Here is a 21,144-nt window from a genome sequence, read left to right on the forward strand (position 1 = left end):
CCCGGCACTGTCCTGTTGCGTCACTGACACTCGGGGCAGGGTACCAACGCCTGCTGACGGAGGTTCGATCGCGGCCCGGTCATCTACGGATGCTCGACGGCCCAGCGAAGCGCCGAGGTCACGTCGCGGTACCGGAAGTCGAACCCGGCCGTGGTCAGGACACCCGGCAGGACGCGTTGGCTGGCGACCGCCTCGTTGCCGAACTCACCGAGCACCGCCCGCAGCGCGAGCCGCGGTACGGGTACCAGCGCGGGCCGGTGCACCTGCCGGGCCAGGGCGCGGGTGAACGCGGCGTTCGTGACCGGGTTCGGCCCGGTCAGGTTCACCGGGCCCGATATGTCGTGGTCCAGCAGGAACCGTACGGCCGCCAGCCAGTCCGGCAGCGAGATCCAGGGCAGGTACTGGTCGCCGCTGCCCAGCTTGCCGCCGAGGCCCAGCTTGAACAGCAGCAACAGCGGCTTGAGGAAGCCCTCGACGGAGTCCAGCGGTAAGCCGGTACGCAGGTGCGCCACCCGTACCCCGGCCGCCTCGGCGGGTGCGGTGGCCGCCTCCCACTCCCGGCACAAGTCGGCCAGGAAGCCGGTACCGGGCGGGGCCTGCTCGTCCACGGGCCGGTCGCCGGTGTCGCCGTAGAAGCCGACCGCCGACGAGTTGAGCAGGATCTTCGGCTGATGCGAGTCGATCGCGGCCAGGGCGGCCGCGAGGGTGGCCGTGGTGTCGACCCGGCTGTCCCACAGCTCACGCTTGTACGCCTCGGTCCAGCGCCGGCCGCCCACGTTCGCGCCGGCGAGATTGATCACAGCGTCGGCGTCCGCGACCACCTCCGGGTCGACCCGGCGCCGGGACGGCTCCCAGCGGGTCTCGGCCGCGGTACGTGGTTCACGCCGTACCAGCGTCCGGATCTTGTGCCCGTCCTCGGTCAGGGCACCGACCAGCCGGGTACCGAGAAAGCCGGACGCGCCGGCGACCAGGATCCGCATGAGCCACACCCTTCGCGGGAGACGTTCGCTGAAGACGGGAGAGTCCGGGCGACCGTACGGTGCCCGGACTCTCCGCGATCATGCTTGACCTCAGGCCAGGCCGAGCTCCGACTCGAAGTGGCCGCCCTCGAGGCGCTCCTTGATCGTGGTCAGGAACCGCGCCGCGTCGGCGCCGTCGACCTGCCGGTGGTCGTAGGAGAGCGCGAGGTACACCATCGAACGCGGCACGATGATCTCGCCAAGGTCCGGGTCGTCCACGACGACGGCCCGCTTGACGACCGAGCCGGTACCGAGGATGCCGACCTGCGGCTGGTTGATGATCGGCGTGTCGAACAGGGCGCCCCGGCTGCCGGTGTTGGTCAGCGTGAACGTGCCGCCCGACAGCTCGTTCGGGTCGATCTTCATGCTGCGGGTGCGCTCCGCCAGGTCGGCGATGCGCTTGGCCAGGCCGGCCAGGTTGAGGTCACCCGCGTCGCGGATCACCGGAACCATCAGGCCCTTCTCGGTGTCCACCGCGATGCCCAGGTGCTCGCCGTCGTGGTACGTGACGGTGTTCGCCTCCAGGTCGATCGAGGCGTTGACGTTCGGGTGGGCCCGCAGCGCCTCGACGGTGGCCAGCGCGAAGAACGGCAGGAACGACAGCTTCACGCCGTGCAGCTGCTGGAACTGCGCCTTCGCCTGGTTCCGCAGCCGTGCGATGCGGGTGACGTCGACCTCGACCACGGTGGTGAGCTGCGCCGAGATCTGCAGCGACTCGACCATCCGCTTGGCGGTGATGGCCCGGATCCGGGTCAGCTTCTCGGTACGGCCACGCAGCGGGCTCGGCTGCGGCTTCGCCGGCGCCGAGGTGGAGCCGCCCCGTACGCCGCTGGGCTGCGCCTTGGCCGGCTGCGCGGCCTTCGCCGCCTCCGCCCGCTGGCGCTCGGCGGCGTCGAGGACGTCCTGCTTGCGGATCCGCCCGCCGACCCCGGTACCGCTCAGCTTCGACAGGTCGACGCCGTGCTCGCCGGCGAGGCGGCGTACCAGCGGCGTGACGTAGCCGCCGAAGTCCTCGACCGCCTGGGCCGCGGTGGCCTGCTGGCCGGCACCGTTACCGGCGGCTGCGGCGGCCGGCTGCGGCTGGGCCTGGGCGGGCTGGGCGGTCTCCGCCTTCGCGGGCGCGGGCTGGGCCTGCGGAGCCGGCTGGGCCGCCTCCGCCTTCGCCGGCGCGGGCTGGACCTGCTGCGCGGACTCGGCCTTCGCGGCCGGCTGCGCGGCCTGCTCGGGCGCGGCGTGCCGGGCCTGCGCCGGCTGGGCGCCGCCACCGGCCTCCCCGATGACCGCCAGCTCGGCGCCGACCGCCACCGTCTCGTCCTCGGGCACCTTGATCTCGAGCAGCGTGCCGCTCACCGGCGCCGGGATCTCGGTGTCGACCTTGTCGGTGGAGACCTCGAGCAGAGGCTCGTCGGCCTCGACGGTGTCGCCCACCGACTTGAGCCAGCGGGTGACCGTACCTTCGGTGACCGACTCGCCGAGCGCCGGCATCGTCACCGGCGTACCCGGGCCGCCGCCGGACCCGTTGCCCGACTGCTCGCCGCCGCCCTGGGGCTGGCTCGCGGCCACCTTCTCGGCGTCGGGGGCCGGCGCCTCGGGCTCGGCCTCCTCGGCCGGCGTCGCGGTCGGCTGAACCCCGGCCTGCTCGTCGCCGGTCCCGGCCGGTGCGCTGTCGCCGACCGACTCGCCGTCGCCGGCGATGATCGCCAGCTCGCTGCCGACCTCGACGGTCTCGTCCTCGGCCACCACGATCTTCGAGAGGATCCCGGCGGCGGGGGAGGGGATCTCGGTGTCCACCTTGTCGGTGGAGACCTCGAGCAGAGGCTCGTCGGCCTCGACCCGATCACCCTCCTGCTTCAACCAGCGGGTGACGGTGCCCTCGGTGACCGACTCGCCGAGGGCCGGCATGGTGACCGATACCGGCATTTCACAGACTCCTCATATGTAGCTGGTGTCGCCAGCTTTTCACGTCGTCAACGACTACTGGGTGGTAAGGGTTTTGGCTCACCCGTGGACGTGCAGTGGCTTGCCGGCCAGCGCCAGGTGGGCCTCGCCGAGCGCCTCGCTCTGGCTCGGGTGCGAGTGGATGAGCTGGGCGACCTCCGCGGGGAACGCCTCCCAGTTGTAGATCAGCTGCGCCTCGCCGATCAGTTCGCTGACCCGGCTGCCGACCAGGTGCAGGCCGACGACCGGCCCCTCGGGGGCGCGGACGAGCTTGACGAAGCCCGCGGTCTTGAGGATCTGGCTCTTGCCGTTGCCGGCCAGGTCGTAGGTGACCGTCTCGACCTTGTCGCCGTACTTCTCGCGCGCCTTGGCCTCGGTCAGGCCCATGGACGCGACCTCCGGCTCGGTGTAGGTCACCCGCGGGATGCCGCTCTCGTCGATGACCGGCGGGTTCAGCCCGGCGATCTCCTCGGCGACGAAGATGCCCTGCTGGAAGCCGCGGTGGGCGAGCTGGAGACCCGGCACGATGTCGCCGACGGCGTACACGTTCGGCAGGTTGGTGCGCAGGCGCTCGTCGGTGAGCACGAAGCCGCGCTCCATGGTGACGCCCTGCTCCTCGTACCCGATGTTGGACGTCACCGGCCCGCGCCCGACGGCGACCAGCAGCAGTTCGGCCTCGAGGGTGTCGCCGCCCTGGATGCTGACCTTGACGCCGGCGTCGGTGGTCTCGACCTTCTCGAACGGCTTGCCGACCTTGAACGCGATGCCGCGCTTGCGGAACGCCCGCTCCAGCGCCTTCGAGCTCTGCTCGTCCTCGGCGGCGACCAGGCGGGGCAGCGCCTCGACGATGGTGACGTCCACGCCGAACGACTTCCAGGCGCTGGCGAACTCGCAGCCGATGACGCCGCCGCCCAGGATCACGGCGGACGCGGGTACGTGGTCGAGGGCCAGGGCGTGCTCGGAGGTGATCACGCGCTCACCGTCGACCTCCAGGCCCGGCAGGGACTTCGAGTACGACCCGGTGGCGAGCACGATGTTGCGGCCGGTGTACCGCTGGCCGTTCACCTCGACGGCGTTCGGCGCGACCAGCCGGCCCTCGCCCTCGACGTACGTGATCTTGCGGGACTTGATCAGCCCTTGCAGGCCCTTGTAGAGCCGGCTGACGACGCCGTCCTTGTACGTGTTCACGGCCTTCATGTCGATGCCGTTGAACGTGGCCTGGACGCCGAACTGCTCGGCCTCGCGGGTGGCGTCGGCGACCTCACCGGCGTGCAGCAGCGCCTTCGTCGGGATGCAGCCGCGGTGCAGGCAGGTACCGCCGACCTTGTCCTTCTCGATCAGCACGACGGACAGGTCCAGCTCCGCGGCGCGCAGCGCGGTGGCGTAACCGCCGCTGCCGCCGCCGAGGATCACTACGTCGTAACCGGCGTTGGGGTCGCTCACGTATATCTCCCTGGCGGTGCACGGCCGGTCACGGCGGCCGGCGCTATTCACAATCCTCGGACATCTTGTCACTGTGTGAAGGCAACTGAGAAACGAGGTGCCCTACGACACGCTCATCGGGCGTACCCTTTGCGCACCGCCGGCCGGGCCGGCGGCCCTGACGGGGAGGAGGATCGTCGGTGGCTCTGTTTCGGCGACGCCAGAAGGCGGCGGTCGCTGGGCGCCGTGCGGCCAGCCAGGAAGACCTCGAACATCTGGAGCACTTCGCGCGTAGCCGGCGTGGCGTGGAGGCGCTGATCGAGCCCCGCACGACGGTCACCGAGACCACCGTCATCCTCATCGCCCACGACGGGGAGTGGACCCGCCGGCGCATCGGCAGCCCGGACGAGGCCCGCCGCTGGGGCCACCGGCTCGGGATTCCGGTCTACGACGTCGCGCTGGTCGGGTACCCCCAGCGCATGCGCGACTACAACGCCCGCCGCAAGCAGGCCGAGGCCTAACCGTTCGCGGCGACGTCCTCGATCAGCGCGGTCAGCGTGCGTACCGGTACCCCGGTGCCGCCCTTCGTCCAGTACCCGAACGGCTCGCCGGAGTGGTACGCCGGCCCGGCGATGTCGACGTGGGCCCACGGCAGGCCGGCCGGGACGAACTCGGACAGGAACACGCCGCCCTGGAGCATGTGGCCGGCGCGGTCCATGCCGGCGTTGACCTGCGAGATGTCGGCCACCTCGGACTCCATGCCCTTGCGGACGTCGTCGGGGAGCGGCATCGGCCAGCCGGGCTCGCCGACGGCGTCGCCGACCTCCTTGAGCCGGCGCAGGAAGTCGGCGTCGCCCATCAGGCCCGCGACCCGCTTGCCCAGCGCGACGACCTGCCCGCCGGTGAGCGTAGAAGTTTCGACCAGATAGTCCGGGTTGTCCTCGCCGGCCCGTACGATCGCGTCGGCCAGCACCATCCGGCCCTCGGCGTCGGTGTTGAGCACCTCGACGTGCTTGCCGCCGTACATGCGCACCACGTCACCGGGGCGGTACGCCGAGCCGGAAGGCATGTTCTCGGCCAGCGCCGCGTATCCGGTGACGGCCACGTCCGGCTTGAGCGCCGCGACCGCGAGCATCGTGGCGGCCACCGCGGCCGCGCCCGCCATGTCCGACTTCATCTCCCACATGCCCTGCGCGGGCTTGATGGACACACCGCCGCTGTCGAACGTGATGCCCTTGCCGACCAGCGCGACGTGCTTGGCCGGGGAGCCGTCCGGCCGGTACGCCAGCCGCACCAGGCGGGGCGGGGCGGACGAGCCCTGGCCGACCGCGAGGATGCCGCCGTAGCCCGCCTCTGCCAGCGCCTTCTCGTCGAGGACCTCGACCGAAAGGCCCGCCTTGGTGGCCGCCTCGGCGATCGCGTCGGCGAAGGCCGGCGGGCGCAGGTCGTTGGGGGCGGTGTTGACCCAGTCGCGGGCGCGGTGCACCGCCGACGCCACCGCCACGACCCGGTCGGCCTCGCTGGTCATCGTCGGGTCGGCGGCGTCCGGTACGTGCACGCTCACCGCGTCGACCGGCTCCCGCCGCCCGGGCGACGGCTTCGTCTTGTACGCCGCGAACCGGTACCCGCCCAGCAGCGCGCCCTCGGCGGTCGCCCGCAGGGCCTGTACCGCGTCGGCGCCGCTCGGGTCGTCCGACAGCGGGAGGCTGAGCACCACGCTGGACAAGCCGGCCAGGGCCCGTACCGCCGAGCCGGCCGCCCGGCGCAGGGTCTCCGGTGCCGGCGCCGGACCGGTCGGCTCCGGCCCGAGGCCGACGGCCACGACCAGCGGCGCCGTGATCGTGCCCAGGCCGGCGAGCTTCGTGACCTCACCGGTCGCGCCGGTCGCGCCGAGCAGCGCGAGCGTCTCGGTGAGCCGGCCCTCGAACGCGGCGGCGATGCTCTCCGCGCCGGACGCGAGCAGCAGCGGAGAACGGCCGGGTTCGGGCTCGGCGACGCTGTGCACCCCGATGACGACCGCGTCGACGCGCAGTTCGGCTGGGTCGGTGTCAACCAGGTTGAGCGAGGTCACGGGTTCTCCGTCCGCAGGGAGTGCCTTCCGGGCCGATGCTAGGCGACGATCATCGACGGCCGGTGGCGAACCCCCCGGAGCCGACGCGATAGGTTGCCAGCCATGACCGAAGCAGCGTTGCTCCGTCCTGCGCTCTACCCACGCCACGCCGAGCTAGGCGCCAAGTTCGCGGCTTTCGGCGGCTGGGAGATGCCGCTGGAGTACGCAGGCGGCGGAGTCCTCAAGGAGCACGCCGCGGTCCGCGAGGCGGTCGGCGTGTTCGACGTGTCCCACCTGGGCAAGGCGACGGTGACCGGGCCCGGTGCGGCCGGCTTCGTCAACGCGTGCCTCACCAACGACCTGGGCCGGATCGGGCCCGGGAAGGCCCAATACACCCTCTGCTGCGACGACGCCACCGGCGGCGTGGTGGACGACATCATCGCCTACCTCAACGCCGCCGACGACGTGTTCCTCGTGCCGAACGCGGCCAACACCGCCGAGGTGGTACGGCGGCTCGCCGCCGCCGCGCCGCCCGACGTCACCGTCACCGACCGGCACCGCGACTTCGCGGTGCTCGCGGTGCAGGGCCCCCGCTCCGCCGACGTGCTGGCCGCGATGGGGCTGCCGACCGGCCACGGGTACATGAGCTTCACGAGCGCCGGCGACGTCACCGTGTGCCGCACCGGGTACACCGGCGAGCACGGGTACGAACTGGTCGCGCCGGTCGGCCGCGCCACCGAACTATGGGACGCGATCATGGCGGCCGGCGCCGAGCACGGCATCCGCGCCTGCGGCCTGGCCGCCCGCGACACCCTGCGCACCGAGATGGGCTACCCGCTGCACGGCCAGGACCTCTCGCCGGAGATCACCCCGGTGCAGGCCAGGTCCGGCTGGGCGGTCGGCTGGTCCAAGCCCCGGTTCTGGGGCCGCGACGCGCTGCTGGCCGAGAAGGAAGCCGGACCGCGCCGGACGCTGTGGGGCCTGGAGGTGCTCGACCGGGGGATTCCCCGCCCGCACATGACGGTGCTCAGTGGCGACACCCCGGTGGGGGAGATCACCAGCGGTACGTTCTCGCCCACCCGCCGGATCGGCATCGCCCTCGCCCTGCTCGACACGGCCGCCGGACTGGTCGAGGGCAGCGAGGTCGAGGTCGACGTGCGCGGCCGCCGCTCGCGGATGAAGGTGGTCAAGCCGCCGTTCGTTTCGGCGGGGGTTCGCTAGGACAGCGCCAGCCCCAGGTAGGCGATCGACACGCCGACCTCGACGACGGCGCCGAGCACATCACCGGTGACGCCGCCGATCCGCCGTACCGCGTGCCGTACCAGCAGCAGCGCGGCGGCGAGCGAGACGAACACCGCCGCCGGGCCCTGCCACGCCCGGCCGGGCACGGCGGGCAGCGCCACCACCGCGACGAAGGCCAGGCCCGCGACGGCGGCAAACCACCCGACGGTACCGGCGACCATGGCGCCCAGGCCGCCGGGGCGCGCCGCCGGTACCCCGCGCCGGCAGGCCCAGGCGACCGCGAGCCGGCCCGCCGCCGCGCCGGCCGCGACCCCGGCGAGCGCCGCCGGCCAGGCCCGGTCCAGCAGTACGGCCGCGCAGGCGGCCTGGAGCAGCAGGCTGAGGACGACCGCCGCGACGCCGAACGGGCCGATGTCCGGCTTCTTCATCACGTCGAGGGTGCCCGCCGCGTCCCGGTACGAGCCGAGCCCGTCGGCGGTGTCGGCCAGCCCGTCCACGTGCAGGCCCCTGGTGAGCAGCACACCGAGCCCGACCGTGGCGACGCCGGCGACCAGCGGCGGCGCGCCCAGCCAGCGCAGCCCGAGGCCGGCGCCGGCCAGTACGGCGCCGAGCACCGCGCCCACGACCGGGGCGAGCGCCATGGCGACGCCCGCCGCGGCCCGGTCGACGCGACCGGCCCGTACCGGAGCCACGGAGAACGTCGTCAGCGCCAGTCGCAGCCCGGCGCAGATCGTCCGCGCCGGCCGCAGCCCGGCGCAGGTCGTCCGCGCCGGCCGTAGCCCGGCGCCGAGGACGCGATCACGGCCCGGGTCAGGCACCGGGCAGCGTGGCGGCGAGGGTGAGCGCCGAGCGCAGCATTGGCAGCGCCGCGAGCGCCGTCGCGCCCTCACCGAGCCCGAGCTTGAGGTCCAGTACCGGGGTGACGCCCAGGACGTCCGCGCCGAGCCGTACCGCCGGGTGGCCGCCGGTGTCGGGCAGCAGGATCCAGTGCCGGGTCTGGGCGCCGAAGTCCCGTGCGACCAGCGCGGCCGCGACGCCGACCGGTCCGTCCAGCAGGACCGGGGTACGGCGGGAGGCGGCGCCGAGCAGGACGCCGGTGGCGACGGCGTGGTCGGCGCCGCCCAGCGCGGCGAGGACCGCCCGAGGGTCACTGGACCGCGAGCGCACCCGGTGCAGCGCGTCGCGTACGGCACCGCACCGCCGCATCCAGGCCAGGTCGTCGATGCGTCCGCCGGGGACGACGACGCGGCCGAGCAGGGCGGCAGCCTCGCCGTTGGCGGTCGCGGCGATCACCGCCGCGGCGGCGGCGTCGGCACCCGCCCCGCCGGCGCCGAGGACGATCAGGTCGGTCCCGGCGTCCACCGCGCTCTCGGCCAACTCCCAGCCGTAGCGCAGCGCCGCGTCGACCTCGGCGTCCGACAGCGCGTCCGCGTCCTCGATCGCGCCGACCGCGCCCGGGCACCGGACGGTCTGCACCGCGGCGCCGGCGGCGCCTGCCAGCAGCGCCAGCGTGCCCTCGCCACGCTCGGCGTCGTCGAGCCGGCGCGCGGCCGTGGCCGGGGACTCGCCCGCCGCGACGTCGCCGGCGTGGTCGGCGTGCAGCAGCAGCAGCCGTACGTTCTGCCAGGGCCGGGGGATGGGCAGCCCCTGGGTACCGGCGGCGAACCGGACGACCGGGGCGAGCGCCCCGAAGCCGGCGCCGGCCACGTCGAGGGTGGACAACCGCTCGCCGGCCGCGGCCGACGCCGCCTCGTCGGGCATGGGCAGGCTCATGCCGACCGCGATGGTCGGCATCCCGGTGGTCGTCCCGGGCGCCGCCGCGTCCAGGGCCGGCAGGAGCATGGTGTCCGTCTCGGACCAGGCCAACAGGCCCGGGTCGGTGACGATGCTCTCGGTGGGCTCGGGTGCGGGGGTCGCGACCTGGGCTGCGGGCTCCGCCGGCGCCGGGGTGCGGACCGGGCCGGCGGCGAAGGTACGGGCTCCGGCGCCGCGCGGATCCGCGCCCTTGACCCAGGTGGGCTGCCCCGCGACCACGAACGCGACCGCGTCGCACGCGTCGGCCACCGCCCGGTTGATCTCACCGATCCGGTCGGTGAAGAGCCGGCCGGCGGTGGTGTGCGCGACGACGGACAACCCCACCTCGGGGCTGACGAGTACGAGGGCGGCGGCGGGGCAGTCCCGTACGGCGGCGGCGAGCGGCTCCACGTCGACGGCGCGGGCGTTCTCGTCCCAGGCGCCGGCGGCGTCCAGGGTCGCGGTGAGCCAGCCGCCGAGGTCGTCGACGAGTAGTGTCTCGTCCGGCTTGGCCTCGCCGAGCAGCGTGACCAGGCGGTGGGGATCGGAGCCGATCTCCTCGATCGACCAGCCGGCGGGGCGGCGCTCCCGGTGCGCCGCGACCCTGGCCCGCCAGTCCGGATCGTCCGAGCCGGCGGCGGTGGCCACGTAGCGGACCTGTGCGGCGTCGGACACGAGTTGTTCGGCAAGCTCCGACTTGCCGGAACGGATTCCGCCCAGTACGAGGAGACGCCTGCCAGACTGCCACGACATGCCCCGTACCTTATGGCGCACGGCACCGTGTCCGTCGCCCGGCGTCCGAGTTTCCGGGCGGGGGTCGTTAGGCTGACCGGGGACCTGACGGGGAAGGGGTGCGAGACATGGCGTGGACATGGCAGTACGAGGACGCCCAGGGGCGGTCTGTCGACGGGCCGCACGAGGCGTTTTCCAGCCAGTCCGACGCCGAGTCTTGGATCGGGCAGACCTGGCGTGATCTACTGACGGCCGGGGTGGTCGCCGCGAGGCTGGTGGAGGAGGACCGGGTGGAGTACCGGATGAGCCTCCTACCGCCAGGGGAGTGACGTGCTAGGCAGCGAGCGCCGCCCGTACGGGGTCAGTCGCGCGCATTTCCGGCCCAGTCCGATCTTCATCTGCCTCGCCGGCCTGGTCGTGGTCAGCGGCTGGATGGCGTGGACGAACTTCGGCAACGCCCGGTTCAACGTATTCCTGTTCGTGGTCTCCGGCTGGCTCGTTTCGCTGTGCCTGCACGAGTACGCGCACGCCGTCGTCGCCTACCATGGCGGTGACCGGATGGTGGCGGAGCGGGGTTACCTGACGCTGGACCCCACCAAGTACACGCACCCGTTCCTGTCGTTCGTGATCCCGCTGGTGTTCGTGCTGCTCGGCGGCATCGGCCTGCCCGGCGGCGCGGTCTGGGTCGACCGGCACGCGATCCGCAGCCGGGGCTGGGACAGCTTCATCAGCTTCGCCGGCCCGGCCACCAACCTGCTGTTCACGATCGCGCTGGTGCTGCCGTTCGCGTTCGGCGTCGACACCGCCACCCACCCGGTCTTCTGGCAGGCGGTGGCGTTCCTGGCGTTCCTGCAGTTGACCGCGACGGTGCTCAACTTCGTGCCGATCCCCGGCGTCGACGGCGGCAACCTCATCCACCCCTGGCTCAACCCGCAGTGGCAGCGGGGCTTCGCCCACGTCGCGCCGTACGGGATGCTCATCCTCATCGCGCTGCTGTGGACGCCGAGCATCGGAGGGCTGTTCTTCGGTTTCGTCTACTTCCTCGGCGATCTGATCGGACTGCCGTACGACCTGGTCTACTACGGGCGTGAGCTGTTCCCGCACCTGAACATGTGACTGAACCGGTTCGGGGTCGGGTCGCGCTGAGGCCCGGCGGCAGCGTTGTTACTGTTCACCCCTCGAAGCAAGAGCCCGAGGAGTGACCACCGTGACCGAGCCGCCGCCCTCCGTCGACAGCGAACTGGCGACCCGCCTGCGGCTCGCGGTCGGTCGCCTGGCCCGCCGGATCCGACTGGCCACGAACGACATTCCACCGCTGCAACTGTCCGCTCTCGCCACTCTGGACAAACACGGCCCGCTGCGCTCCGGTGAGCTCGCCGCCCGCGAGGCGGTGACCGCCCCGACGATGACGCGGGTGCTGTCGTCGCTGGCCGAGCGCGGTCTGGTCATCCGCGAGCCGGATCCGACCGACGCCCGATCGGTACGGGTATCGCTGTCCCCGGCCGGCGTCGAGACCCTGGCCCGGATCCGGTCGGAGCGGACCGCGCTGCTGGGCGCCCGGGTCGCCCGGCTGTCCGACGAACAGCGCGCGGCGATCGTCGCGGCGCTGCCCGCCCTCGAGTCGCTCGTCGAGGAAGACTGATCGTCACGATCTCCGGGGAGTCGTGGCCTCCGGACATCCGTGAGGCCACGACTCCTCGGAAAGTCGTGAGGATCAGGGACGCTGCGCCGGGCTCTCGGTCTTGGCCGCGTCCCGCTCGACGATCGGGTCGAGCGCGGCGTCGATCGCCTTCAGGACCTCGGCGTCGAGCTTGACGCCGACCGCCTTGACGTTGTCCTGAAGCTGCTCGGGCCGGGTGGCGCCGACGATCGCCGACGACACGTTCGGGTTCTGCAGCACCCACGCGATCGCGAGCTGCGCCATGGTCAGCCCGGCCTGCTCGGCGATCGGCTTGAGCTGCTGTACCCGGGCCAGCACGTCGTCGTCCATGAACCGCGAGATCATCGCGGCGCCCGACTTCTCGTCGGTGGCGCGGGAGCCGGCCGGCGGCGGCTGGCCCGGCTGGTACTTGCCGGTGAGCACGCCCTGGGCCATCGGCGACCACACGATCTGGCCGATGCCCAGCTCCTCACAGGTGGGCACGACCTCGCCCTCGATGACCCGCCAGAGCATCGAGTACTGCGGCTGGCTGGAGACGAGCTGGATCTTCAGCTCGCGGGCCAGCGCGTGCGCCTCGCGGATCTGCGAGGCCTTCCACTCGGAGACGCCGATGTAGTGCGCCTTGCCGGAGTGGACGATGTCGGCGAAGGCCTGCATCGTCTCCTCCAGCGGAGTGGCGTAGTCGTACCGGTGGGCCTGGTACAGGTCGACGTAGTCGGTCTGCAGCCGGCGCAGGGACCCGTTGATCGACTCCATGATGTGCTTGCGGGACAGGCCACGGTCGTTGCGGCCGGGGCCGGTCGGCCAGTACACCTTCGTGAAGATCTCCAGGCTCTCGCGGCGCTGGTCCTTGAGCGCGCGCCCGAGGACCTCCTCCGCGCGGGTGCCGGCGTACACGTCGGCGGTGTCGAAGGTGGTGATACCCAGGTCGAGGGCGGCGCGTACGCACGCGGTCGCCTGCTCCTCCTCGACCTGCGAACCATGAGTGATCCAGTTGCCGTACGAGATCTCGCTGACGAGCATCCCGGAACGGCCAAGATGACGGAACTCCATGACCTTGACCCTATCGCTGTCTCGTAAGGAGTGTCCCGTGTGGCGGTAGCTACGAGCTATCGCGGGCTGTCGACCTTCTCCGGGTCCCGCTCGACGACCGGCCCGAGGACGTCGTCGATCGCCCTCAGCAGGTCGGCGTCGAGCCTGACGGGCGGAACTCCATAACCCCGACCCTAGACCCGGGGCGGTCCGGGCGCCCGGCGCGCCTACCGGGCGTGCGCCTACAGGATGGGCCGGGCGTCGGTCAGCAGCCGCTCGAGCTGGTCGGCGACCTCGGCCCGGCTGGCGTACTCCGCCTCCAGCAGCGGCCGCCCGCGGCGGTCCAGCGCGCCCCAGCGCTGGGCCGGAGTGGCGAACAGGAGCGCCACCGGGTGGATGACCACCGCCGGATGCATCGGCGACACCAGCATCCGGCCGGCGCGTTCCACCACACCCTTGTACGGGCCGAGCGCGACGACGGCCAGACCGTCGTCGCTGAACCCGTCGATGTACCGCCCGTCGAACAGCGCCGTGGCGAAGCCGTCGTAGCGCAGGGGTACGACCAGCTTGCCGGTGCTGTCGACGGCCCCCCACCGCCCGTCGCGGCGCACCGCCGCGAGGCCCCGCCGGAACGGCCGTACGTCGTCGAAGCCGGTCGAGACGAGGACCTTGTTCGACCGGTCGACGGCGATCCAGCCGGTCGTGCCGTCCCGCGACACCCAGGCGATGCCGTCCGAGAAGCCGCCCACGCCCCGGTACCCGGCAGTGTGGTCGATCAACAGGTCACCGACCTCGTTGATGAGCTCCCAGTGCCGCGAGCCCGGGCGCTGCACCCACGCCGTACCCTCCCGGAACGGCTGCACGTCGGTGAACCGGGGGGCGATCCGGAACACCCCCAGGTCGTCGGTGAAGCCCCAGCGCCGGGTGTGCTCGTCCAAGGTCGCGGTCAGCGGCTTCGGGATCCGCAGGAGTTCCCCGCGCGACCGCGGGTACGGGCCGAAGCCCTTCTCCGCGGCACCCCGGAACACCGCGTCCAGCGTCAGCTCGGTCTGCTCGATGAGGTCGGGGTCCTCTTCCTTGCGCAGTTCGAGCGCCTTCTCGAAATGGGTGCACGCCTCGATGAAGCGGCCCTGGTCATAGGCGCACTTACCGGCCTGGTGGTGCATCGTGGCGCGGAGCCGGTCGGGAAGTTCGGTGGAGTTGGCCAGCGTGAACAGCCGGTCCGCCTCCTCGTACTCGCCCCGCCACTGCATCACGTGCGCGAGCCGCGCCTGAGCGATAGCGATCCGGCGTAGCTGCCCGGTGGCCTCGGCGTGGGCGAGGGCGAGCTTGCCGTCGGAGAGCGCCTTGTCGAGGTCGCCGAGCAGGCGGGAGACCACGGCGCGCAGGCTGAGCAGCCGCGCGCGCGGCCCGTTGTCTGCCATCCCGTCGAGCTTCTCGGTGAGCTGGCGGCGGACCTCCGCGAGTTCGTCGATCCGCGCGCCCTCGACGACCTCCCGGAGGGTGTCCGGGTCGTAGCGCCACCGGTACCCCGCCAGCACCTGCTCGGCGTCCGCGTGCAGCGAGGGCGGTGCGGGCTTCTCGGGCGCCGGTGACTCGGCCGGGGGCGCGGGGGGCTCGGCCGCCGTCGCGCTCTCATCCTCCGTGCCGGGCTTTTCGGGTACGGGCGGAGCCTGCCCGCCGTTGTCCACCGTGCTCGGGGGCGCCGAGACGGGTGGAGCGGAGACCGGCGCGGTCTCGCCGGGGAGGTCCACGGTGCTCGGCGGTGCCGATACCGGTGGGGCGGATACCGGCGGTGCCGGTGCGGATGGTCCCGGTGCGGGTGGTGCCGATACCGGCAGCGCGGATGCGGGTGGTGCCGAGACCGGTGGCGCGGACACGGGTGGCCCCGAGACCGGCGGTGCCGAGACCGGCGGTGCCGAGACCGGTGGCGCCGAGACCGGTGGGGCGGATACCGGCGGTGCCGGTGCGGGTGGTGCCGATACGGGCAGAGCGGATGCGGGTGGTGCCGAGACCGGTGGCGCGGACACGGGTGGCCCCGAGACCGGCGGTGCCGAGACCGGTGCCAGTGAACCGCTGCGCGGCTCCGGCGCGGCGTCGGGTGTACGGCCCTGCGGCGCCGCCTGATCGGTCGGGGGAACGCTGCCGGGCGTCTCGGCCGGCGGGCGGGGTGTCTCCGTAACCGGACGCGGCGTCTCGGCCGGCGGGCCGGGTGTCTCCGTAACCGGACGCGGCGTCACGGCCGGCGGACGGGGCGGGCCTACCGGGCCGGTGTGATCGGGCGGAACCAGGCGACCGGGGAACACCGGTCGCCCGCCGGGCGCGGGCGGGGCCGGATGGCCACCCGGTACCGGCCGGCCGGTAGGACCCGGCGGCCGGGCATGGCCTACGGTCGGACCACCTCCAGGTCCACCCATCGGACCGGCCGGTCCGTTCGGGCCGGCGTGGCCCGGACGACGATGCGGCGGCGGACCGGCGACGCCCGGCCGTCCCGGCGCGGCCGGTCCCGGCCTCGGCGGGCCGGACATCGGCGGCCCCGACATGGGTGGGCTCGACATCGGCGCGTCGGACATCGGAGGCCGGTACGCGGGCGGGCCTGACATGGGCGGCCCTGACATGGGCGGCCCCGACATGGGTGGGCTCGACATCGGCGTATCGGACATCGGATGCCGGTACGCGGGCGGTCCCGACATGGGCAGACCCGATACCGGAGGACCGGACATGGGTATCCCCGACACCGGCTGATCCGGAGCCTCCCACGCCCCGTGCCTGGGCCGTCCTCCCTGGCCGGGAGGGGCTCCGGCGTGGCGGGGCGGCGTCGGCGGACCGGCCATCCCCGGCCGGCCGGGCAGGGGAGCGGAGCCGGGCGGGACCGGCCCGCGCGGCGCCGTACCCGGCGGCCGGCCGTACGTGCCGCCCCGTGGCGGGATGGGGGCGCCGGGGCGTGGTGGGCCGGCGGGGTCCGGCCGAGGGCCGCGGTGCGACGGCCGGTACGCCGAGCCGTACTCGCCGGTCTGCGGTGGACCCTGCACCGGACGGGGCGTCGGGGCGGCGCCCCGGTGCGCTCCGGGTGGCGGCGGGTACCCGGGCGGGGGCGGGCCCGGTGCGCGACCGCGGAGCTGGTCCGTGCCGTCGCCGTACGGCGGGCGGGCGGCCCGGCCTGGTTGACGGTAGTCGGGTGGTAGCGGGCGGACGCCGGGCGGGGGCGGCGCCGGGCCGGTCCGGGGCCGCAGCTCCGGCCGCGGGTACGGCTGCCCGCTCCGCCGCTGGTCGGGCCGTTGATCTCGGTACCCGTCAGGACGGCGCGGCTGGTCGTCGTCGGCGTCCGACGCCGAGGCCTCCGTGTCGGGGCTGGTCCGGGGGTCCGGCACGGGACGGCCCCACGGCACGGTGGGCATGGTCGCCCAGGCAGGCGCGACGGAACCCGGATCCTCGTCCGGGTACACGTCGCTCACGCCAGATCTCCTCGCCCCAAGAGAAATCCCCGCGCCGGGAATGACCAGCGTCTCATGGCGGGCTCAGATACATTCTGGCGCGGTTGCGGATGGAGGGTACGGCTTGGGCCTCGTTGCCGCCACCGGGACGCCCGCGATCGCCACCACTCGGCAAGTTGTGGCGTCAGGGGGTCCCGGCGACCACGACTCCCGTGCCGAAGTCTGTGGCGGCTAGACCTTCTCGCCGATCTTCACCCGAGGCTTGGGGATGCGGAAGCGGCGATAGCTCAGCGAGCGCATCGCCGCATACATGTACAGACCGGCCATCTTCTGCTGCGTCTTCGGGAAGCGCTCCCGCACCAACCGGTTGATCTTGCGGCAGATCAGCAGCACGTCGACGATGACCGCGAAGCCGACCAGCAGCCACACCAGGTTGGCCGCCAGGGTGACGGTCGGCGGCAGGAACTTGAGCGACGAGATCAGCAACAGGATGAACGCGAAGCTGAAGAACCAGGTGCCCGCGGTGTGCCGGGAGTCCACGATGTCGCGAACCAGTGCCCGCTCCGGACCCCGGTCGCGGGGCATCAGATAGCGCTCGTCGCCGGCGAGCATGCCGGCGCGCTGCTCGGCCCGGGCCTCGCGCTGCTTCTCCCGGGCCCGCCGCGCGGCCTGCTTGCGGTCAGCGGGCGGCGCCTCCCGCACCACGCCCGCGCGGGGACGCTTCGGGGTGGCCTTGCCGAGCTCTTTCTTGCTCGGCGTGTACCCCTTGCGGTGGGACGCGGCCCCGGACTCGGCGGAGGCGGCGTCGGCCGAGGTGAACTCGGCTACAGCATCGTCAACCAGATGGGCTGACTTACGGCGAAAGAGCGACGGCACGCGGTGAAGGGTATCCGACGGGGCGGCACCGGTTCCAAGGTCATCACGGACCCGAGGGTCAGCCGCGCTCGACGTGGGCGCCGAGCGCCGCCAGCTTGCCCTCGAAGTCCTCGTACCCGCGGTTGATCAGGCTGACCCCGTGGACCTGGGACGTGCCCTCGGCGGCCAGCGCCGCGATCAGGTGGCTGAAGCCGGCCCTCAGGTCGGGGATCATCAACTCGGCGGCGTGCAGCTTGCTCGGCCCGGCGATCACCGCGGAGTGCAGGAAGTTGCGGCGGCCGAAGCGGCACGGCGTACCGCCGAGGCACTCCCGGTACACCTGGATCGTGGCGCCCATGCTGCCCAGCGCCCTGGTGTAGCCCAGGCGCCGCTCGTACACGGTCTCGTGCATGATCGAGAGGCCGCGGGCCTGGGTCAGCGCGACCACCATCGGCTGCTGCCAGTCGGTCATGAACCCGGGGTGTACGTCGGTCTCGAGGACCACCGCGCGGAGCTCGCCGCCCGGGTGCCAGAACCGGATGCCCCCGCCCACCGGCGAGTCGTCGACCTCGAAGGCGCCGCCGACCGACAGGTACGTGTTGAGGAACGTCATCATCTCGGCCTGGCGGGCGCCCTCGACGAACACGTCGCCCTTGGTCGCCAGGGCGGCCGCGGCCCAGCTCGCCGCCTCGATCCGGTCGGGGATCGGGCGGTGCGTGTACCCGCCGAGCCGCTTCACACCCTCGATCTCGATGACCCGGTCGGTGTGGACCTTGATGATCGCGCCCATCTTCTGCAGCAGGCAGATCAGGTCGATGATCTCGGGTTCCACGGCCGCGTTGCGCAGCTCGGTCACGCCTTCGGCCTTCACGGCGGTCAGCAGGACCTGCTCGGTGGCGCCGACGCTCGGGTACGGCAACTGCAGCTTGGTGCCGTGCAGCCCGTTGGGTGCGGTGATCTCCATCCCGGACGCGGTCTTGTCGACGATCGCGCCGAACTCGCGCAGCGCCTGCAGGTGGAAGTCGATGGGACGGCCGCCGATGTTGCAGCCGCCGAGGTCGGGGATGAACGCGTGGCCGAGCCGGTGCAGCAGCGGGCCGCAGAGCAGGATCGGGATCCGGCTGGAACCGGCGTGGACGTTGATCTCGTCGGCGTCGGCCCGGTCGGCGTTGGCCGGGTCGAGGACCAGCTCGCCCTCGGTCGCGCCGTCGCTGACCCGTACCCCGTGCAGCTCCAGCAGGCCGCGCACGACCTCGACATCGCGGATCGCGGGTACGTCGAACAGTCGGCTGGGCGAGTCGCCCAACAGCGCGGCCACCATCGCCTTCGACACAAGGTTCTTGGCTCCGCGTACCCGGATGTTTCCGTGTAGCGGGGCGCCGCCGTGCACGACGAGGACGTCGTTCAACGCAAGCCTCCGGAGCTGGACGCACGAGTGGGGGAGGGGAACCGAAAGATCACGGTCCGGTCTCGCCGGGGCAGCATATCCCCGCCGTCCTGGTACGGCGACGAGCGGAGGCGCGGTCGTGACGTGAAATTGAAATTTCTCAACAGATTATCGGCACAGCGTTACTGAGCAGGGCCGGAAGGTGATGAGTTGCCGGGGTTGGCTACGGCAGGGCGAGCATCTGGTCGAGCGCCGCCCGCGCGTGGTACGCGGTTCGCTCATCGACCGTGATCTGGTTCACGACCCGGCCGGCGACCAGTTCCTCCAGAGCCCAGACCAAATGCGGCAGGTCGATGCGGTTCATCGTCGAGCAGTAGCAGACGGTCCGGTCGAGGAACGTGATCTGCTTGTCCGGGTGCGCGTCGGCGAGCCGGCGCACCAGGTTGAGCTCGGTGCCGATGGCCCAGGACGAGCCGGCCGGCGCCGCATCCAGGGTCTTGATGATGTACTCGGTCGATCCGACGTAGTCGGCGGCGGTGACGACCTCGTGCCGGCACTCCGGGTGTACCAGCACGTTGACGCCGGGGATCCGGTCACGCACCTCGGTCACGCAGTCGAGGGTGAACCGCCCGTGCACCGAGCAGTGTCCCCGCCACAGGATCATCTTCGCGTTGCGCAGTTGCTCCACGGTCAGCCCGCCGTTCGGCTTGTGCGGGTTGTAGAGCACGCAGTCGTCGAGCGTCATGCCCATCTGCAGCACCGCCGTGTTGCGGCCGAGGTGCTGGTCGGGCAGGAACAGGACCTTCTCGCCGCGCTCGAAGGCCCACCGCAGCGCCCGCTCGGCGTTGGACGAGGTGCAGACCACGCCCTTGTTGCGGCCGACGAAGCCCTTGATGTCAGCGGAGGAGTTCATGTACGTGACCGGCACGGTCCGGTCCGCGACGCCCAGGTCGACGAGCGTGTCCCAGGCCTCCTCGACCTGCGCCAGCACGGCCATGTCGGCCATCGAGCAGCCGGCGGCCAGGTCGGGCAGCACGACCCGCTGCGCGTCGCCGGTGAGGATGTCGGCGCTCTCGGCCATGAAGTGCACGCCGCAGAAGACGATGTACTCCGCCTCCGGCCGGGCGGCCGCCTCCCTGGCGAGCTTGAACGAGTCGCCGGTCACGTCGGCGAACTGGATGACCTCGTCGCGCTGGTAGTGGTGACCGAGCACGAACACCCGGTCGCCGAGCGCGGCCTTGGCCGCGGTGGCGCGCGCGACCAGGTCGGGGTCGCTCGGCTCGGGCAGGTCGCCGGGGCAGTCCACGCCCCGCTCGCTGGCCGGGTCGGCGCCCCGGCCCAGCAGGAGGAGGGCGGTCGCGGTCGAGGACGGTTCAACCCAGGTCACAGATCAATGCTCGCACGCTTCCGACCGGCCCGAATGCCCGGGGAATGTGACGTGGCAGACTCCCTCGCCATGCGGGTACTGATCTGTCCGGACAAGTTCGCCGGAACCCTGTCGGCGCTGGAGGTGGCCGCCGCGGTGGCCGAGGGGTGGCACGAGGTGGCCCCGGACGACGAGGTCGTCATCCGGCCCCTCTCCGACGGCGGGCCGGGGTTCCTGGACTCGCTCGCGCTGCCCGCGGCGCGCCGCGTACGGGTGGAGACGACCGACCCGCTGGGCCGCGCCACCACCGGCGAGGTGCTCGTCGACGGCGCGACCGCGTACATCGAGAGCGCCCAGGCGTGCGGCCTGCACCTGCTCACGGAGGCCGAGCGCGACCCCAAGGTCACGACGTCGTACGGACTTGGCCCGCTGGTCACCGCCGTGGTGGAGAGCGGGGCCACGGAGGTCGTCATCGGCCTGGGCGGCTCGGCCACCAACGACGCCGGCGCCGGCATGCTCGCCGCGCTCGACGCGGCGCCGCTGGACGACGCCGGGTACGCCCTGCCGTACGGCGGCGCGGCGTTGGCCGCCTGCGCGCGACTCGGCGGCACCCCCCGGCTCCGCGGCGCCCGCCTGGTCGCCGCCACCGACGTCGACAACCCGCTCGTCGGCCTGCACGGCGCCAGCGCGGTGTTCGGGCCGCAGAAGGGCGCCGCCCGTGAGGACGTACTGCTCCTCGACGCCGCCCTGGCCCGGTTCGGCGAGGTGCTCGAGCGTGACCTGCCCACCTGCCCGGTCGGGCTGGCGGCCGCCCCGGGCGCCGGTGCGGCAGGCGGCCTCGGCGCCGCGATCCTCGCGCTGGGCGGCCGCCGGGAGTCCGGCATCGACCTGGTACGGCGCCTGTCCGGCCTGGACGACGCGCTGGACGCCGCCGACGTGGTGATCACCGGGGAGGGCTCGTTCGACCACCAGTCGCTGCGCGGCAAGGTCGTGGCCGGGGTGGCCGAGGCAGCCCGGGACCGGGCGCTGCCGTGTGTGATCCTCGCCGGCCGGATCAGCGCCGGCCGCCGCGAGGCGGCGCGGATCGGGGTGACGACCGCATATTCGTTGGAGGACCACTTCGGCTCGGTGGACGAGGCGATGAACCGGCCGGCCGAGGGGCTCCGGGCGCTCGCCGCCCGGGTGGCCCGGCAGTGGAGCCGGTGACCCCGGT

The 21,144-nt window shown here is 72.9% G+C and carries 18 protein-coding genes; 7 read left to right on the forward strand and 11 right to left on the reverse strand.

Translation table 11 applies throughout. From position 1 onward, the window contains the following. Positions 1-83: 83 nt before the first annotated feature. From Pme01_RS07705 to lpdA, 3 genes are all read right to left on the reverse strand, one after another. The gene (locus tag Pme01_RS07705) at positions 84-980 is read right to left on the reverse strand and encodes a TIGR01777 family oxidoreductase (RefSeq protein ID WP_168114903.1); all 897 of its coding nucleotides are present in this window, start codon (positions 978-980) and stop codon (positions 84-86) included. A 90-nt stretch (positions 981-1,070) separates the two neighbouring features. Continuing rightward, a complete protein-coding gene (gene sucB, locus Pme01_RS07710; protein ID WP_168114904.1) occupies positions 1,071-2,939 on the reverse strand; it encodes a 2-oxoglutarate dehydrogenase, E2 component, dihydrolipoamide succinyltransferase in 1,869 nt (622 codons plus the stop codon). 78 nt (positions 2,940-3,017) lie between these two features. Then, the gene (gene lpdA / locus Pme01_RS07715; RefSeq protein WP_168114905.1) at positions 3,018-4,400 is read right to left on the reverse strand and encodes a dihydrolipoyl dehydrogenase; all 1,383 of its coding nucleotides are present in this window, start codon (positions 4,398-4,400) and stop codon (positions 3,018-3,020) included. 179 nt (positions 4,401-4,579) lie between these two features. Here lpdA and Pme01_RS07720 point away from each other — a divergent pair, with 179 nt between their 5' ends. Beyond that, a complete protein-coding gene (locus Pme01_RS07720) occupies positions 4,580-4,900 on the forward strand; it encodes a hypothetical protein (protein ID WP_168114906.1) in 321 nt (106 codons plus the stop codon). Here Pme01_RS07720 and Pme01_RS07725 read toward each other — a convergent pair. Further along, on the reverse strand, positions 4,897-6,450 hold the full coding sequence (locus tag Pme01_RS07725) for a leucyl aminopeptidase (RefSeq protein WP_168114907.1): 1,554 nt from the start codon (positions 6,448-6,450) through the stop codon (positions 4,897-4,899). The two genes, Pme01_RS07720 and Pme01_RS07725, sit on opposite strands and share 4 nt — an antisense overlap. 102 nt (positions 6,451-6,552) lie before the next feature. Here Pme01_RS07725 and gcvT point away from each other — a divergent pair, with 102 nt between their 5' ends. Continuing rightward, entirely contained in the window at positions 6,553-7,650 is a 1,098-nt protein-coding gene (gene gcvT / locus Pme01_RS07730; RefSeq protein WP_168114908.1) for a glycine cleavage system aminomethyltransferase GcvT, read from the forward strand. Here the strand turns inward: gcvT and Pme01_RS07735 are convergent. Next, complete coding sequence (locus tag Pme01_RS07735) at positions 7,647-8,420, reverse strand: adenosylcobinamide-GDP ribazoletransferase (protein WP_168115077.1); 774 nt, start codon at positions 8,418-8,420, stop codon at positions 7,647-7,649. The two genes, gcvT and Pme01_RS07735, sit on opposite strands and share 4 nt — an antisense overlap. Positions 8,421-8,481: 61 nt before the next feature. Beyond that, entirely contained in the window at positions 8,482-10,218 is a 1,737-nt protein-coding gene (locus Pme01_RS07740; RefSeq protein ID WP_168114909.1) for a bifunctional adenosylcobinamide kinase/adenosylcobinamide-phosphate guanylyltransferase, read from the reverse strand. Positions 10,219-10,325: 107 nt separating this feature from the next. Between Pme01_RS07740 and Pme01_RS07745 the strand changes: the two genes are divergently transcribed. The 3 genes from Pme01_RS07745 (at position 10,326) to Pme01_RS07755 (ending at position 11,839) form a co-directional block, all read left to right on the forward strand. Beyond that, a complete protein-coding gene (locus Pme01_RS07745) occupies positions 10,326-10,526 on the forward strand; it encodes a hypothetical protein (protein ID WP_168114910.1) in 201 nt (66 codons plus the stop codon). 1 nt (position 10,527) lies between these two features. Next, positions 10,528-11,313: a site-2 protease family protein gene (locus Pme01_RS07750; protein WP_168114911.1), complete on the forward strand. Its 786-nt coding sequence runs from the start codon at positions 10,528-10,530 to the stop codon at positions 11,311-11,313. 91 nt (positions 11,314-11,404) lie between these two features. Beyond that, positions 11,405-11,839 (forward strand): MarR family winged helix-turn-helix transcriptional regulator, encoded by a 435-nt coding sequence (locus tag Pme01_RS07755; RefSeq protein WP_168114912.1) that lies wholly within the window; start codon positions 11,405-11,407, stop codon positions 11,837-11,839. Between the two features lie 72 nt (positions 11,840-11,911). Here Pme01_RS07755 and Pme01_RS07760 read toward each other — a convergent pair whose 3' ends face one another. Beyond that, on the reverse strand, positions 11,912-12,910 hold the full coding sequence (locus Pme01_RS07760; RefSeq protein WP_168114913.1) for an aldo/keto reductase family protein: 999 nt from the start codon (positions 12,908-12,910) through the stop codon (positions 11,912-11,914). Positions 12,911-13,131: 221 nt separating this feature from the next. Further along, a complete protein-coding gene (locus Pme01_RS07765) occupies positions 13,132-14,643 on the reverse strand; it encodes a WG repeat-containing protein (RefSeq protein WP_239088075.1) in 1,512 nt (503 codons plus the stop codon). A 1-nt stretch (position 14,644) separates the two neighbouring features. Here Pme01_RS07765 and Pme01_RS30795 point away from each other — a divergent pair, with 1 nt between their 5' ends. Continuing rightward, positions 14,645-15,016, forward strand: coding sequence for a hypothetical protein (locus Pme01_RS30795; RefSeq protein WP_168114883.1), 372 nt, complete (start codon positions 14,645-14,647; stop codon positions 15,014-15,016). A 1,538-nt stretch (positions 15,017-16,554) separates the two neighbouring features. On the opposite strand, the gene Pme01_RS07770 is transcribed toward Pme01_RS30795, so the two are convergent. The 3 genes from Pme01_RS07770 to nadA all read right to left on the reverse strand — a co-directional run bounded on the left by Pme01_RS07770 (position 16,555) and on the right by nadA (position 19,952). Further along, positions 16,555-17,199 carry a DUF3043 domain-containing protein gene (locus Pme01_RS07770; RefSeq protein WP_168114914.1) on the reverse strand — a complete coding sequence of 215 codons (645 nt, stop codon included), beginning with the start codon at positions 17,197-17,199 and terminating at the stop codon, positions 16,555-16,557. Positions 17,200-17,257: 58 nt separating this feature from the next. Further along, on the reverse strand, positions 17,258-18,586 hold the full coding sequence (gene murA, locus Pme01_RS07775; protein ID WP_168114915.1) for a UDP-N-acetylglucosamine 1-carboxyvinyltransferase: 1,329 nt from the start codon (positions 18,584-18,586) through the stop codon (positions 17,258-17,260). Positions 18,587-18,788: 202 nt separating this feature from the next. Continuing rightward, positions 18,789-19,952 (reverse strand): quinolinate synthase NadA, encoded by a 1,164-nt coding sequence (gene nadA / locus Pme01_RS07780; protein ID WP_168114916.1) that lies wholly within the window; start codon positions 19,950-19,952, stop codon positions 18,789-18,791. Positions 19,953-20,021: 69 nt separating this feature from the next. Here nadA and Pme01_RS07785 point away from each other — a divergent pair, with 69 nt between their 5' ends. Beyond that, the gene (locus Pme01_RS07785; protein WP_168115079.1) at positions 20,022-21,137 is read left to right on the forward strand and encodes a glycerate kinase family protein; all 1,116 of its coding nucleotides are present in this window, start codon (positions 20,022-20,024) and stop codon (positions 21,135-21,137) included. The last annotated feature ends 7 nt before the right edge of the window (positions 21,138-21,144 follow it).

The organism is Planosporangium mesophilum, assembly GCF_016863255.1.
GTDB lineage: Bacteria > Actinomycetota > Actinomycetes > Mycobacteriales > Micromonosporaceae > Planosporangium > Planosporangium mesophilum.

Excerpts from the sequence above, each read along its gene's own strand:
- Pme01_RS07705 (WP_168114903.1), bottom strand. The coding sequence starts at position 980 with ATGCGGATCCTGGTCGCCGGCGCGTCCGGCTTTCTCGGTACCCGGCTG.
- sucB (WP_168114904.1), bottom strand. The coding sequence starts at position 2,939 with ATGCCGGTATCGGTCACCATGCCGGCCCTCGGCGAGTCGGTCACCGAG.
- gcvT (WP_168114908.1), top strand. The coding sequence starts at position 6,553 with ATGACCGAAGCAGCGTTGCTCCGTCCTGCGCTCTACCCACGCCACGCC.
- Pme01_RS07740 (WP_168114909.1), bottom strand. The coding sequence starts at position 10,218 with ATGTCGTGGCAGTCTGGCAGGCGTCTCCTCGTACTGGGCGGAATCCGT.
- Pme01_RS07745 (WP_168114910.1), top strand. The coding sequence starts at position 10,326 with ATGGCGTGGACATGGCAGTACGAGGACGCCCAGGGGCGGTCTGTCGAC.
- Pme01_RS07760 (WP_168114913.1), bottom strand. The coding sequence starts at position 12,910 with ATGGAGTTCCGTCATCTTGGCCGTTCCGGGATGCTCGTCAGCGAGATC.
- Pme01_RS07785 (WP_168115079.1), top strand. The coding sequence starts at position 20,022 with ATGCGGGTACTGATCTGTCCGGACAAGTTCGCCGGAACCCTGTCGGCG.